We start from the raw sequence: 15,444 nt of genomic DNA, 5'->3' as shown, positions 1-15,444 counted from the left end.
TCACAGCGACGACGCCATCACTGCCTGGATAACGCGAAGGTCGATACCGAGCGCCTTCGACCAAGCGATCGGAAGTGTCCGAGACAAAACGAAAACGGCCCGGTCGATGGCGACCGAGCCGTTTCGTCGAAGGCGTCTACGCAGCGCTTTTCAGCGACAGTATCCGTCGATGCAGATGTGCGGCGACGTGCAGTTCTTGGCCTGGGTCGGATCGCAGTCCGTTCCGAGGTTCGTGCTGCTGCCGCACACCGAGTGCGAACCCGAGCTGGTCGTCACCGTCTTGCAAACGTTGAACGTGTCCGCGCTCTTGCATGCGTCGGGGCCTGCGCTTGCGTCGCACGCGATGTAGCAGCTGTGCCGTAGGCAGACGCTGCCGGCCTGGCAGGCATCCTGGACGCCGTCGTCCGCGCACACGAACTTCGGCTTCTCGTCGGCGACGCAGCCGCCGTCGACGCAAACGAGGCCCGCTGCGCAACTTCCATTCGTGCACGGATCGACGCAGTGCTCTTGCGCACATACGGTGCCGCCGGTGCACTGGCTCGAATTGGTGCATGCCGTCGGGTTCCCCGTGCAGACACCCTTCGCGGTGTCGCAGGCGTAGCCGGTCGGGCAGGGCTTGTTGGCGCTGCAGGAGGGGGTACAGGCGCCGTTCACGCACTGCGATGCGCCCGCGCACTGGGTTGCGTCCGCGCACTGCTCGGCCGGGGCGACGCAGCTGCCGCTCAGGCACTTCGAGCCCGCCGGGGTCGTGCAGTCGCCATCGCTCTTGCAGGTGGAGTCCTGCTTCGGAACGCACGCGGGCTTGCCGCCCGAGCCGCTCGAGAGCGTGCAGACGTAGTTGCTCGGACAGCCGGTCGTTCCGCAGTCGCCCGCCTGGCAGCGGTTGTTCGCGCCGCAGGACTTGCCGCTGGGACAGTCGCTCGGCTTGGAGCACACGCCGCCGCTGTTGCCCGAGGGCGGGGTGCTGGCGGCGGGGTGGCAGCGATGATCGCTGGAGCAATCGTACCCCGATGGACAGTCGTACGTCGAACTGCACGCCCAGGACGCGCAGGTCGATGAGTAGTACGAGTCTGGACAATCGTAGCAGTCCGCCCCGACGCATACCCTGTGGGCATTCTCATCGGAGTAGATGGGACAGCCACCGAGCGCGGCGAGGCCGAGCCCGAGAAGAACGAAGGAGACTGCGCGCTTCATCATCATGAATTCGTCCTCGCCCGCCCGTACAGGGGTGTGCTCGGGGGGGTACCCCGGATTGGCCGCCTTTTCCGAGGGGAGAGGGTAGCAACGGCCATGCCTCGAAGAAACGGGGCTTCCGGCGGCCGGAAACCAGGGGTACGAGGTAGGCGCTCGCGGGGGGCGTGCACTGCCGTTCACGTTGGCTGTGGACCGAGCGTCATGATCCGGCCACAGGTGGCCCCTCTGGTCGCCCACACGGCACCCTGCGCGCCCAGCCCGAAAACGGGCTCCTTCGGAGGATCTACGCACAGCCGACGGACGCGTGATAGCGTCCGAATGACCCGAGAACCGGGCTTCCTCCCCCGAACGCCGGCCTTCCGCCCCTCCTCGCAGCCCCGCAGCCCCGCAGCCCCGCAGCCCCGCGTGCCCGCGTCACCGTTGTCAGGCTACCGGTTTCCAGCACCTTCTCGCTTCTCTCTTCGCCACCCACCTCCGAACCGCCTCCGAACCGCCTACCCCTCCTAGCCGCGAATGGACGTCAGGTGCGAGCGCTGTAACACCGAGTACGAGTTCGACGACGCCCTCGTCAGCGGTCGTGGGACCACCGTCAAGTGCACGAACTGCGGGCACAAGTTCAAGATCCGCCGCGGCACGCACGACTACAGCGAGGACTTCTGGAACGTCCAGACGCGCGATGGGCGCATCCTCGTCTTCACGTCGCTTCGTGAGCTTCAGCGCGCGATCCAGACGCATCTCGTCGAGCGTGGCGACATGCTTTCTCGCGGTGGTCTGCCGCCGAAAGCGATCGGCCAGATCCCCGAGCTGTCGCCGTTCCTCGATACCGCCTACCGCGAACCGCCGGCGCCGCCCTCGCCACGTCAAACGGCGTCGTTCGGCAGCCGGTCGCCTCGGCCACCGGGGGCATCGAGTTCCGTCCACCCCCTGGCGGCGCCGCGGCAACGGCAGTCCACACGGCCTGACTTCCCGGCGCCGCCCGCTGAATTCACGTCGTATCCGAACGTGCCGTCGGTCGTGACGACGCTCGTGGGGACAGGACCGGACGTCCCCGAAGTCGAGCCCCGCCCGACTTCGCGCACCCTGGCCGGTACCGGGCCTGAGTCCGCGCAGGCCGAGGAGGCTGTGGAGACCGTCGAGGAGGCGCCGTCCTCCCGTCGTGCGCCATCCCACCCGCCGCCGCCCGCCACGGCTGCCCGTCGAAGGTCTTCACCGCCTGCGACGCCGGCGGCTGTGGAGGAGCCCGCGGCGTTCGAGGCCTCGTCGCCGTTGCCGCCGTCGAATCTGCCTCTCCTGCGAACCATCGACGTCGACGACGATGGGGACGCACCGAGGGGAGGACGCCCTTCGTACTCCGATGCCCCCGCGTCGCTCGGACGTCGTCGCTCCGTCGGTGGGTTCATCGTGGCCGGCGTGGTCTTGGCCGGAATGGGCTTGCTTTTCGCGGTTTGGGCCAAAGACAACCTGCGAAACACGCTCGGCACGCAGCGTCCGGCGCCCGTGGCCACGATCGATCCGAGGGTGCAGCCTCTTCTCACGACCGGCGAGAAGGCGCTCGTCGAGGGCAACGTGGAGCTCGCGAAGGAGAGCTTCGACAAGGCGAGTGCGCTCGCCGAAAAGGATCCGCACGTCTTGCTCGACTCCGCGCGCCTCGCGGCCGTGAGGGCCGATGGCGTGTGGCTGAAGGCACGGTTGCTCTCTGCCGACGCGACCGACGAGCGACGCATCACGCAGGACATGCTCGGTGAGCTCGCGGTTTCGGCGCGTCGCGCGTCCGAGGCTGCGATTGCCGTGGCCCCTGACGATGCCTCGGCGCTTCGCGCGAAGATCGACGCGCTTCGGATCTCCGGCGATCGCGACGGTGCGCGTGCGCTCGTCTCGAAGATCAACCCGTCGACTGCCCAGGCAGAGACGGCCTACGTGCTCGCTGCGCTCGATCTCGCCGAGGCCGAGCCGCTCTGGCCGACGATCATCGAGCGCCTTCGGACGGCCGCCAGCGGTGAAGCGGGGCCCGGCCGAGCACGCGCCACGCTCGTGTACGCGCTCGCGCGCTCGGGAGACGTGCCGGCCGCGCGCGTCGAGCTCGATCGTCTCTCCACGTTCTCGCGTCCGCATCCGCTCCTTCCTCTCCTCCGCGCATTCACCGAGCACGAGAGGGGGGCGGCAAAGCCCGTCGCGTCGGCCTCCGCATCGGCCATCGTGGCCGTCGCGGCGACGAGCGCCGACAAACCGGAGAAGAAGGAAAAAGGCGAGAAGGCGGCCGGGGCGCTCCCGACCGATCCACGCGTGCTCGTCTCGCAGGCCGAGTCATTCCGTGGCAAGGGCGACTACGAGAAGGCTCGCACCTTGTACTCCGCCGCGCTGGAGAAGAATCCGAGCGATTCGGAAGCGCTGAACGGCATTGCGGCCATCGCGCATGCCCAGCACGACCTCACCGGCGCCCGCGCTTCGTACAAGCGTGTACTATCCATCAATCCGAGCTACCTGCCCGCGCTCGTCGGCCTCGCCGACATCGACTGGGAATCCGGGGACCGAGCTTCTGCGATGAAGATCTACAAGGACGTCGTCGACCGTTTTCCGGAGGGCACGTACCCTCCGCGCGTCCGCCAGCGCCTCGAAGCCGGCTCGGCGCCCGCCACGCCTGCACCTGCCGAGAACGGAGGCGGCGGTTGAGCGCGCGATCGTTCCTTCGTCGCTCCGCGATGGCGATGGCGCTCCTCGCGAGCGTCACGTCTTTCGGATGCGAGGGGCGGCCTCGCGGCGAGCGGTCGAGCGAAGCGAAGCCGAAGACGGGACCCGCCGTAGCCGTCATCGATCTCGCGGGCGGCGTTCCCGAAAAGGAGGCTCCGAGCCTCTTCGGCATGACGGGCCGGAAAAGGAGCTTCGACGAGCTCTTGCGATCCCTCGACGAGCTCGTCGAGGAGTCCGACGACAGGAAGCACGTGGCCGTGCTCGTGAAGTTCGGCAGCTCGCACATCGGTGCGGCGCGCTCACAGGAAATCGCCGAGCACCTCGAGAAGCTTCGCGAGAAGAAGAAGGTGTTCTGTCACGGCGACTCCTTCTCGAACGCGACGATCATGGCGGCCGCGCGCGGCTGCTCGTCCGTTTGGGTCGCGCCCGCGGGAGAGGTGGAGACCGTCGGTCTCGCTGCACAAGTCGTGTACATGCGGCGTCTCCTCGCCGACGAGCTGCACCTGTCGATCGACTTCCTCCAGATCGGCAAATACAAGGGGGCCGAAGAGCCCATCACCCGTGACGGGCCGAGCCCCGAGGCACGCGCGTCACTGACGTCCGTGCTGGTCGACATGCGCAAGTCATGGCTCGACACCATCACGAAAGGACGCAAGCAGCCGGGCATCGCCGAGGCCGTCGAAGACGGACCTTACTCGCCGCAGCGGGCGAAGGAGCTAGGGCTCGTCGACGAGGTGGGCTACCCCGACGACGCCTACAACACGATCAAGGAGCAATCCGGCGCGGTGCGCGACGAGATCCTGTTCGGCGCGGGAGCCGAAGAGAAGTCCGACGACTTCGACGAGCTCGTGCGCGCGCTTGCGGGCGAGAGCGGAGCGACGGGCCCGGTGGCGCTGGTCCGTGCGACGGGCAGCATCGCGATGACGTCGAGCGGCAACGGCATCTTCGGTGGACGCGGCGGTATCATCGAGAAGGAGTTCGACCGCACCATTCGTCAGCTCGAGAAGGACGACGAGGTGAAGGCCGTCGTTTTGCGTATCGATTCGCCTGGAGGCAGTGCGCTCGCCAGCGACCTCATGTGGCACCACCTGATGAAGCTGCGGAAGAAGAAGCCGCTCGTCGTCAGCGTCGGTGACATGGCCGCGAGTGGCGGCATGTACCTCGCATCGGCGGGCGATTTCATCTTCGCCGAGCCGATGAGCATCGTCGGTTCGATTGGCGTCGTGGGCGGGAAGATCGCCGTCGGCGACGCGCTCGAGAAGATCGGCGTGCACGCCGAGACGTTCCCCGCGAACACGCAGAAGGCCGATGCGGCGGCACGCGCGGCCCACGACTCGCTCTTCGTCAAATGGGACGACGCCACGCGCATGCGTGTGCGTGAGAGCATGACCGCGGTCTACGACCTCTTTCTGTCGCGCGTTGCCGAGGGCCGAAGCACGCGTGGTCGTACCATCACGCGAGAGCACGTCGCCGAGAGCGCAGAAGGCCGGATTTTCGGTGGCGAAGAGGGAAAGAGGAGGGGCCTCGTCGACGAGATCGGCGGGCTCTCGGCCGCGATCGCCAAGGCGCGCGAGCTCGCGGGCCTTCCGGCCGATGCCCACGTGGCTGTCGTCGGAAGCAAGCCGTCGCTCCTCGAGGCCCTCGAGCCCTCGGGTGCAGCGGAAGAACAGATGCGTAGCGCGGCGTTGCCGTCGCCCATGGCGGTGCTCGAACGCGCCGCTCCAGATCTCGTTCCGTTCGTCGCGAGCGTTGCGCCGCTCGCCGAAGGAGAGAGGTCCGTGGTCGCCGTGCCGTTCGCAATCACGGTGAGGTAGATGTCGACGACGAACGGCACCGCGAGCAAGGAGACTTCGAACGGGGAGGGGGCGCGCAGCCGTGCGCGTGTGCGCCCGATCATCGGGCTCGTTCCGATCGTCGCGCTCGCCCGATCGACCGGAAAAATTGCCGAAGAGGCGCAGCTCCGTGCGCGCATGGAGCTCGCTCGTGTCTTCGGCGACCAGAAGGAAGAGCGCAGCTGCACGCGTGCGCTCGCGGAGCGCCTGGCATCGCGGAACGTCGAGGTCGACACCGCGATCGAGCTCGCTCGCAGCGCCCTCTCGCGCGCCGACGACGCAACGTTCCGTCACGCGCTCGCGGGGTGGCTCGAGGGGCTCGGTGAGCCGGGACTCGCCGCATCCGAGCTTCGAAAGCTCGTCGACCCCGCAGATCCGAAGACTGCCGCGCCGCTTCTTCTCAGGATCGGCGTGCTGCATGCCCGGGCGGGTGATGCCGCAGGTGCGCTCGACACACTCGCCGAGGCGGCGAGCCTGAACGAGTCCGATGCGCTAGCCCTCGAGCTTCTCGGTTCGGTTGCAGGCTGGTCCGACGAGCCGCCGGAGACCGCCGTGGGCGGCTCACCCGCGCCGCTGCCCGATCGCGCGCCCGCTCGCGCCAGCGCAGAAGCGTACGTGCGCGCGGCGCGGCGCCGAGCCGATGCGGGCGATCCGGAAGGGGAGCTCGAGGACCTGCTGCGCGCGTTCGAGCTCGATCCGTCGAGCTCGCTCGCCTCGGCGGCGCTCGCGCTGGTGCTCACCGCGCGCGACCGACCTCACGCGGCCGACGAGATCCTGCGCCGGCACGCGGCGGCGCTCGTCGCCAACGGTGCGACGGCCGATGCCGCGACGGTCCACGAGCAGCGGCGTGCGACGTCGGCGGCCCGAGGAGACCTCGCGCACGCGCTCGGAGCGGCGCTCGACGAAGGCCTCGACGGAACGTTTTCGACGCCCGGCGCCGACTCCATCGACGATCTCTTCATGCGCGCCGGCGCGTTCGAGTCGCTCGCGCTCCGCCTCCAAATGCGTGCCGAATCGCTCTCCGGTCGCGACGCGGCCAGGCGCTGGGCGGAGATCGGTCGGCTCCTCTCGGGGCCGCTCGCGGCGCCGGAGCGGGCGGTCGAGGCCTATGCGCGGAGCGTGGCGGCTGATGCCTCGGACACGGATGCACTGCACGCCCTGAAGAGCCTGGCGCTCCGCATGGGGGCGACCGACTGGGTGACCGAAGCGCTCGTGCGTGGCGCGCTCGGAGAGGATGCGTACGGCGCATCCCCCGAGCCTTCGTCACGCCAAGCCGCGCTTCGTGCCCTCGTTTCCCACGCCGACGAGAACGGTGACGCGACGCTGGCCGCATGGGCGCAGACGGAGCTCGCGCATCTCGATCCGACCGACGAGCGCGCTCGTGAGCTTGCGACGCGCGTGAGCGACGTCGTTTCCCGGCGCCTCGACGAGATCGCCGCGATCCAGCGGCGAATGGAGATCAGCGAGCCGGGCTCGCGCAACGAGCTCCTCCTGGAGGCTTGCCGCGCGATGCGGAGCGTGCCTTCGGCATCGCGTGACCTCGCCAAGACGCTCACCGAGCTTTCGCGCACTCACATCACCGATGACGGAGCGTTCCTCGAGGCGCTGCGCGTCTGCGAGCGAGCCTTGGTCTTCGACGTCGCGTCACGTCTGTGCCGCGAACGTATGTCCGTGGGCACGCCGGCGCCGCGCGTCCACATTGCCATCGTCACGATGCTGCGCCGCGCGGGGCAGATCTCTGTCGCGTCGGACGTCGCGCGAAGCCTCTTCGACGCGTGCACGCCGTGGGCGTATGCCGTGGCGTGGATCACCGCGGCAGCGGCCGGTGACCGAGCCACACGCGCGCGGGCGATTGCAGCGGCCGCTCCACTCTGCGGGCCGGCGTTCGTGTCCGTCCTCGCTTCGATCGCCGCCGAAGAGCTCTCGGCCATCGGCGATCACGCGGCGGCGCGCAAGACGGCGGAACAAGCCGTTCGTGCGAATTCATCCGATCCACGCGCGCTGTGTGTGCTCGCGTCGCTGGTCTCGGCGAGCGAAGGGCGCGTGGCCGCCACGGCGCTCGAACACGCGATCGCCTCTGCAGGGCCGAGCTCCGAGATGTGCGCGCGACTCGCGCAGACGTGGGAGCAGCTCGAGGAGAGCGACCAGGCTCTCGCATTGACGCGCCGCCTCGTGGCGCTCAGGCCCGGCGATCAAGACGTGGTCGACGTGCTCGTGAACCGCGTCTCGCGCGTGGGAAGCGCCGAGGCCATTGCCGACGTCGTCGCATGGCTCGCTCCCCAGCCGCAGCCTTCCCGAGCCACGGCCGACCGCATCGCGCCGGCGCTCGAGGCGCTTGGAACGCGCGACCCCGCCCGCGCCGTCGCCGTGAGCCATCGCGTGCTCGACGTCCTCGGCCCGCGCCACGCGCGCCTGCGGACGGCGATCGATGCCGTTGCCGAGGCGACCGACAACCATGCCTTGCACGCGAAGCTGCGTGAGCGATGGCTTGCGGCGGGGGCCTCAGCGTCCGAACGAGGGCCGCTCCTTCTCGCCCTCGCCAAGGATTACGCCGCGTGTCGCGATGTCGATCATGAGCTTTCGGCATACGTGCGCGCGGCGCGTATCGGAACGGATTTGATCCCGGTTCGTGAGCGCCTCGCTGCGCTCTCCGACGTCGAGATGAGCCCCGACGCGAAGATCGCGTGGCTCCAGGCGCGTGCGGAGCTCGCCAACGACGAAGGGTGCAAGGGCGACGCGGCCACGGCCTTCCGCGAGCTCGGCGGCGCTCTCTGGGACATGGCCGACGACCGCCCCCGGGCGGTGCAATCCTGGCTGCGGGCCGCCCAACTCGACCCGAAGCGAGGCTATGCGACGCTGCGCCGTGACCTCTCGACGTTCGCCGACGAGCAGTACGCCGCCGACTGCCTGATGGAGCTCGTCGAGCGCGAGTCGGATCGGAGCCGCTCCGGCATCATCGCCAACGAAGCAGCGCGGGCAGCGCTCGCGGTGGGCGCGTTCCCGCGAGCGCTCGCCCTCGCGCGAACCGCGCTCGAACGACATCCGGGCCACGCGGAAGCGCTGGAGACGGCCGAGAAGGCGTGCGGCGGCATTGGGCGCGTCCAGGAGATGTCGCCGCTCTATGATCAAGCGGCGCGCGGCTCGCGCGGTCGTTTCGGTCGTCGTGCGGCCCACCATCGCGCCGCTCGTTACTTCGAGGCGGCCGGTATTCCGATGCTCGCGCTGAAGCACGCCGCGCAGGCGTTCATCGCGGTGCCGTCGGAGGGAACCACGCTTGGTCTGCTCTCGCGCACGGCCGATCGCGCCCAGCGTCGATCGGTTGCGGTGCGCACGGTCGAGCACGTCGCCGACCTGGCGCGCAACCAAGGCATTCGCGCCGCGTGGCTTCTCCACGCGGTGAACCTCGCTGCGCGTGATCTCGAAGGAACGAGGCAGCGTTTCGACCTCCTCCTCAAGTCGGCGGTCCTCTCTCCCGCACCGACCACAATCTCGATGCTCGCCGTTGCGGCGCGTGAGCTGATGTCGCTCGCCCCCGACGATGCCGACGCCATCGCGCTTCGTCTCGAGCGCGCAAGCGATTCTCTCGCGAAGGGCCTCGAAGGGCCCGACGGCGCCCGCCTCGCGCTGTCGTTCGCCGAGATGGCGCTCGACCTCTTCAACGACGCGACGTGGGCTTGGCGTTCGCTCGAGCGCGCCAACGACGCTGATGCGGACGTCGACGAATACGCGCACCTCGTCAAACATGCGGGGCACCTCGCGCGCGCCGAGAACGCTGCCGAGGCGCTCGCGCGCGTGATGGCCTCGTGCGAGAAGCCGTACGCCAACGTCGGCCATGCGCTCCTTCGACTGCTGGGATCGATCGCTCATGGACTGGGGGACTCGGCGCGTCGTGCGCGCGCCCTCGTCGGCGCTGCGGAGAAGGACCAGGACGACGACATGATCGTCGCCGAGGCCGACGAAGCGGTGACCGCGCACGGCGATCAGGCACTCATCGAACGGTTCTCGAAGAAGGTCGGCGTCTTCCGGAGGAGCGAAGCGCTCCGCGCCATTGCCACGAAGCTGTCGGAGGCCGGCGAGCACGCAGCGGCCGTCATCAAGCTCGAGCGCGCGAACGAGATCGCGCCGAACGAGCTCAAGGCGGCGATTGCCACGGAGCTCGGGCAGGAGCTCTCGCGAAGCGGGCGAGGCGAGGAGGCCATCCTGCGCGAGCTCAACGCGCCCGGGATTGCGCCGGTCGACCGCGCGAGGCGTTGGGCCGACCTTGCGAAGATTCGCGAGGACCGCGGGGATCTTTCGGGCGCTACCGACGCCTCGCTCCAAGCTGCGACCGACGAACCGAACGCGGATCGCTGGGCGGCCGTGGAGCGGCTTGCCGAAGCGTCGATGCGCGAGCACATCCGCGTCGAGGCGCTGCAGAACCTCGTAAAGTACGTCGACGACGACGCGCGCCTCGCGGTGCGCAAGCGTCTGGCGAGGGTCGAAGGCGCTCGAGGCTCGCTCGCGGCCGCGGAGGCCGTGTGGCGCGAGGTCTGGGCGGCCGATCCGGCGGACGTCGAGGCCGACGTCGCCATCGAGGCACTGCTCGTCGCGCGTGCGAGCTACGACGAGCTCGCCGACCACCTCGCGCGCAGGGCCGAGCGCCTCTCGCGCGATCCTGCGGCCAAGGAAACGCGGCGTGCCGTTCGCCTCCGCCGCGCCGCGATTCTCGAGCAGCGCCTCTCGCGTCTCGACGAAGCCGCCGAGGAGCTCGAGAATCTGCTGGCGGAGTCGCCGGGGAACGCGAGCGCGCTTCGTTGGCTCGCCGATCTCCGCGAGCGGCTCGGCCAGCCGCCGAAGGTCATCGCCGTGCTCGACAAGCTCGTCGAGATCACCGAAGACGTCACCGAGCGGCATGCGTTCGAGCTGCGTCGTGTCCGCGCGCTCGTTGCGTCGGGGGAGCTCGAACGCGCGAAGTCGACGGTTCGCACGCTCCTCACGGAGGCGCCCACGTCGGCGTCGGTCCTCGAGGCGCGCGTCGAGATTGCACGCGCGTCGCATGACGCTGCCGAGCTTGGCAAAGCGCTTTCCGAGCTCGCGCGCGTTTCGCCCGAGGAGGCGCGGGCGCGTAGCGAAATGCTCGTCGAAGCCGCCCAAGCCGCGGCGCGTACGGGAGACAACGAAACGTCCCTGGCGCGTGCGCGCGAGGCAGCCCAGCTCGCGCCGGACGTTGCTTCGACGCAGCTCTTCGCGCGCGGTCTCGAGTATCGCCTGCGTGGCAAGGGAACGCGCGAAGACGCGGAGGCCACGGTGGCCGCTCTCGTACCGATTGCGTCCGAGCCGTCGCTCGAGCCGGAGGACATCGCGCTTTGCGGATTCCTCCTCGCCGAAGCCGAAGACGTGGTTTCGCCCGGCAAAGGAGAGGTCGTTCTTCGCGATTGTCTCACGCGCGTGGGGCCACACGCGCTCGTTGCGCTGGGCCTCGCGGAGCGCGCGGCCGCGAGTGGTCGTCACGTGGAGGCGTTCCGCTTCTACGTCGATGCCGTGTTCGGCAATCTCCTCGGCCTGCGTCGTTCGGGGGCCGTCGCGCTCGCGGCGGCGGACGCGGCGGAGCGCGCAGGTGATGGCGCGGCGCTCTCTCGATTCCTCGAAGAGGCCGCCAAAGACGCCGAGTCCCAAGTCGCGGCGCTGCAGAGGCTCGCGCAGATCGCGGCGGCCACGAACGACACGGGCGCGCAGAAGACCGTCCTTCGCAAGCTCGCAGGTTTGAAGGAGGGCGCCGCACGCGCTGACGTGCTGGCTCAGCTGGCGCGCGTGCTCTTCGACTCCACGAACCCGGCCGAACGCGTCGAGGCCGATAGGACCTTGCGCGAAGCGATCGTCATCGCGCCCGAGCCGCAGTCGAGCGAGTTCCGCGAGGAGCTCGATGCATTCCGGTCGCGTCAGCCGGCCACCATGCCACCCGAGCGTCGCTCGTCGGTGCGCATCGCGGTACCCGAGCTCCCGGCGCCGCCGCCCGTCCTCCTGGCGAGTGCGCCAGACGACGGCGTATCGTCAATCCGTCATGCACCGCTCGGCGCGCCGGGGGTTCCCTGGGGCGACGAGCCGAGGTCGGAGGAGGCGAAGGCTCCGCCGACCGACTCTGCAGCCGCAGCCGCTCCGTCTCCTGGCTCCACATCCTCGACATCTTCGACGCCCTCGGATGCCCGTGTCGTCGAGGCGCGGCGGATGCTCGCCGAGGGCGCGGTGGCCGAGGCCGAGCGCCTGCTCTCCGAAGCGGTGCGCGATGGCTCGCTCGAGGCTGCCGACGCGCTCGAAGCAATCGTGGCCAAGGATCCGACGCGCAGCGCGGCGCTGCTGAAGGTCCGTCGCCAAGCCGTGGAGCTGGAGCCCGGCAACATGGCGCGCCTCCTCGCGCTCCGTGATGCGGCGAAGGCCGATCAGAACTTGAACTACGCGCGTGCGATCGACCACGTCATTCGCGCGTTCGACGTCGGCGCGGGGCCGCTTCCTCCGCCGCCTCTCGGCGCCCAGAGCGCGCAGCCGGGCATTCTGACGTTGCTCACGCGCCATTCGCGCGAGCCTGCGGGCGAAGCGTTCGGCGTGCTCTGGGAAGGCGCGCCGTCGCTCTTCTCGAAGACGCCCCAGGCCTACAACATGTCGGGCTTCGACCGCGTCATGCCGGGCCCGATGTCACCGCTCTCGCGGCTCTACGAGGTGTCCCTGCGGCTGCTCGAACCGCCGCGCTCGGCGCTTTTCTACAGTCGTGCGAAGGAGAAGGACGTCCCGGGGTTGACGGTGGCCCTTCTCCCGACCCCATCGGCCATCCTCTCCGGCGACGCTCGCGAAGACAGTCCGCAGCTGCGCTGGGTGCTGGGCGCCGCCATCGCGTCGAGCTTGCCGGAAAATACACTCCCGCTCGGTCTCCCCGCAGCCGAGGCAAGCGCGGTGTTCGACGTCCTCGTGTCGGCGTTCGGTCCTCCGGGCAAGACCATCGCGCGCGAGCACGCACGTCTCGCCGAAACGCTCTGGCAAACGCTCGCGCCCCGCGCGCAACGGCGTCTCAAGGAGCTTCTCACCGACGGTGAGATTCCGCCGTTCGAGCTCGTGCTCGAGCGTGCGCGCCAGAGCGGGCGTCGCCTGGGCATGTTCCTCACGGGTGATTTCGGGCAGGCCGCGCGTGCCGTCGTCGCCGAGCATCCCTCGTTCAACGTCGCCGAGCTCGAGCGTCCTGGCGGTCTTGCGCGCATCTGTTCGAGCCTTCCCGCGCTTGCGGACCTCTATCGGCTGGCCTTGCGGCCGGAGTACGCCGACGCGCGCTGGGCGGTTCCGAATCCAGCTTCCTCGACGCGTTACTCGACGGGGCGTATTCCCCTCGTGTGAAGATGCTTCGCCGGTTCTCACGCATCAAGCGCGCGCTCCTGGTCGCGACGGCAGCGTCTCTGGCTGCCGTCTCCCTCGCTGCGTGCATCTTGGCGGAGGAGCCGGCGGAGCTGCCGCCGACGCCTCTCACGCGTCCGACGATCCTCCACGGGTCGGTCGTTCCGTCGACGTCGACCGTGCTCGGGACCTTCCCGGAGAAGTTCATCGTCCCCGTCGAGTTGAGCGATCCGACGCTCTCTTTCCAGTGGGCGACGTTCGTCGACTACAACGCGCTCACGGGCACGGGGCTCGTCGACCTTCCGCGCACGAGCACGTTCGAGGCGGCGACCACGCAAGGTCGCGTGCGCACGCTCGAAGTGACGATCAATCCTCCTCCGTCGACCGACGGTTGCCACGTCATCGAGGTGGTCGTCGCGTTGCGTTTCGCCTCTCCCTCCGAGCCTCACGTGCCGTCGGAGCCGGGCGGCGACGTCGTGACGTGGTTCTACAGTCCCGGTGGTGATCTGAGCGGGTGCCCCGTCGTCGACGCAGGCATCGACGCGACCATCGACGCGGGCGAGGCCGGTCCGCAATGACGAGGTCGGGCGCTCGCCTGATGGCCGTCCTTGCACCCCTCGCGTTCGGTTTGGCGTGCGACCCCATCAAAGGAACACCACGTCAGGGACCTCCGACGAACGCTTGCTCCGAGCAGGCCTGCGAGGCCTACAAGCCGGCACGCATCGCGGCGACGTGCAACGAAGGGCGCTGTGAGTTCGCCGAGCGGCCGGACTTCACGTTCACGTTCGCCATCGACGTGCCCAACACGGCGCTCTACGGGGCAGGGCAGACGTTCCTCATCGCGGGCCACATGCTGTACGACCACCCGGCGACCTCGTTGTGTCCCGTCGCATCGTGCCTCCCGCTGCTCGCCGTCGGTGACGTCACGGGCGCCTACACCGTCACGCAGGCGGTCGGTGTCGACCTCGGGGTTGCGATGGCCAAGGACACGTCGTTCCCGGTCCAGGCCGTGTTCGTTCCCCGGTTCGATGGTCAGGATGCTCTCGCGCAAGGTTTGCCGGTGGGAACGCTGTTCGCCGTATCACGCCTCGTCCAGATCGAGCCGGATTCGCCTCCGTCCTTGCTCTACCGACGCGCGCTGCCGGCGGGACGATACCTCCGCTACTCATATCCGCTGCCGCCCTTCGACGAGGTATTCCCACCACTCGTCGACGTGGTTCAGGTTCAATCCAGTCGCGGCTTGAGCGACGACGCCAAGCTGGAGACTCTCGACAACCCGACCGGGGAGCTTCGCACGGCGAAGATCGCGCGCGAAGAAGGCCTTGGCGGCTTTCGTGCTTGGCTCGCAGACTCGACCTCTCGTGCCCGAATTTCCTCCATCCGGACACTCTCTGGAACCACGGCCGAGGTGCGTCTCGACACGGTGGGCCAGAATCAAGAGGGCGGAACGGCGCTTCGGGAGAACGTCGACGTCATCGTTGCGCCTCCGGACGGGACACTCGGATTGCCTCGATTCGAGAGCGCGCTCATCGGCGGCGCCGGTCTCGACAACATCATCTACTGGCGGCTGCCCGCGCCGGCCACCGTGAACGGCGTCGTGGCCATCACGTCGGAAGACGATGCGGGAGGCGGCCTCGGTTTCCTCACGGGAGTCCCCAGTCGACTGCACTTCGAGAGCCAGTCGATTCGTGACGTGGAGGACGTGCAGCGGCCGCTGCTGCACTATTCGTCGGATGTCTTCACCGACGACGCAGGGCGCTTCTCGACCGTGCTGCCGCCGGGCGTGTACAGCGTGACGCTCGAGCCCGCAGAAGGTACCGGCTTCGGCAAGTTCACGAGCGTCCTGAACGTCACGGGAAACATCGCTCCGACGTTCCAGCCGCCGCGGCGCACGCTGACGAAGGGGCGTGCGGTGCTCAGCGACGGGCGCCCGCTCGGACAGGCGGAAGTCGTCGCCAACCCGGCGAAGATCCCGTCGGATTCCAGCTCTTGGTCCACGGCCTCGGCGCCGCGCGCTGGTCGGACGCGCACCGCCGACGACGGCAGCTTCCAGTTCGAGCTCGACGAGGGCACCTACGAGATCAGCGTTCAGCCGCAGTCGAACACGGGCTTTCCGCGCATGGTGACGATTCGAGGCGTGGGCGGCCTCGAGCAGGACCTGCAGACTCTCGAGGTCCCTGTTCCGACGCGCATGTCGTTCGCGGTCCGCGGCGGAGACAACGGCGTGCCCATCGTTCGGGCCACCGTTCGCATCCTTGCCCAGCCCGAGGGCGGGGGTCCGGCGGTCCAGGTCGCCATGGCCATGACCGACGAGGACGGCCAGTGCGAGATCCTTCTCGCGCGACAGCCGCGCTGAACGTAAGCTGTACCTTTC

Annotated in this window: 6 protein-coding genes; 5 read left to right on the top strand and 1 reads right to left on the bottom strand. The window is 69.1% G+C overall.

Features of this window, described 5'->3' with window-relative positions:
- Nucleotides 1-150: 150 nt before the first annotated feature.
- On the bottom strand, nt 151-1,200 hold the full coding sequence (locus AKJ09_RS43900; RefSeq protein ID WP_146653823.1) for a hypothetical protein: 1,050 nt from the start codon (nt 1,198-1,200) through the stop codon (nt 151-153).
- A 507-nt stretch (nt 1,201-1,707) separates the two neighbouring features.
- Between AKJ09_RS43900 and AKJ09_RS43895 the strand changes: the two genes are divergently transcribed.
- The 5 genes from AKJ09_RS43895 to AKJ09_RS43875 are packed head-to-tail and all read left to right on the top strand — an operon-like array spanning nt 1,708 to nt 15,426.
- Entirely contained in the window at nt 1,708-3,864 is a 2,157-nt protein-coding gene (locus AKJ09_RS43895; protein WP_146653822.1) for a zinc-ribbon domain-containing protein, read from the top strand.
- Nucleotides 3,861-5,696 (top strand): S49 family peptidase, encoded by a 1,836-nt coding sequence (locus AKJ09_RS43890; protein ID WP_146653821.1) that lies wholly within the window; start codon nt 3,861-3,863, stop codon nt 5,694-5,696. The genes AKJ09_RS43895 and AKJ09_RS43890 overlap by 4 nt, the downstream gene beginning before the upstream one ends.
- Nucleotides 5,697-13,073 (top strand): tetratricopeptide repeat protein, encoded by a 7,377-nt coding sequence (locus AKJ09_RS43885; RefSeq protein WP_146653820.1) that lies wholly within the window; start codon nt 5,697-5,699, stop codon nt 13,071-13,073.
- Nucleotides 13,070-13,648 carry a hypothetical protein gene (locus AKJ09_RS43880; RefSeq protein ID WP_205633957.1) on the top strand — a complete coding sequence of 193 codons (579 nt, stop codon included), beginning with the start codon at nt 13,070-13,072 and terminating at the stop codon, nt 13,646-13,648. Before AKJ09_RS43885 ends, AKJ09_RS43880 begins: the two co-directional genes overlap by 4 nt.
- Nucleotides 13,645-15,426 (top strand): hypothetical protein, encoded by a 1,782-nt coding sequence (locus AKJ09_RS43875; RefSeq protein WP_146653818.1) that lies wholly within the window; start codon nt 13,645-13,647, stop codon nt 15,424-15,426. The genes AKJ09_RS43880 and AKJ09_RS43875 overlap by 4 nt, the downstream gene beginning before the upstream one ends.
- The last annotated feature ends 18 nt before the right edge of the window (nt 15,427-15,444 follow it).

The organism is Labilithrix luteola, from assembly GCF_001263205.1.
In the GTDB taxonomy this organism is placed as follows: domain Bacteria; phylum Myxococcota_A; class Polyangia; order Polyangiales; family Polyangiaceae; genus Labilithrix; species Labilithrix luteola.
The sequence above is the reverse complement of the archived record's forward strand: the minus strand, read 5'-3'. Positions and strand labels throughout refer to the sequence as shown.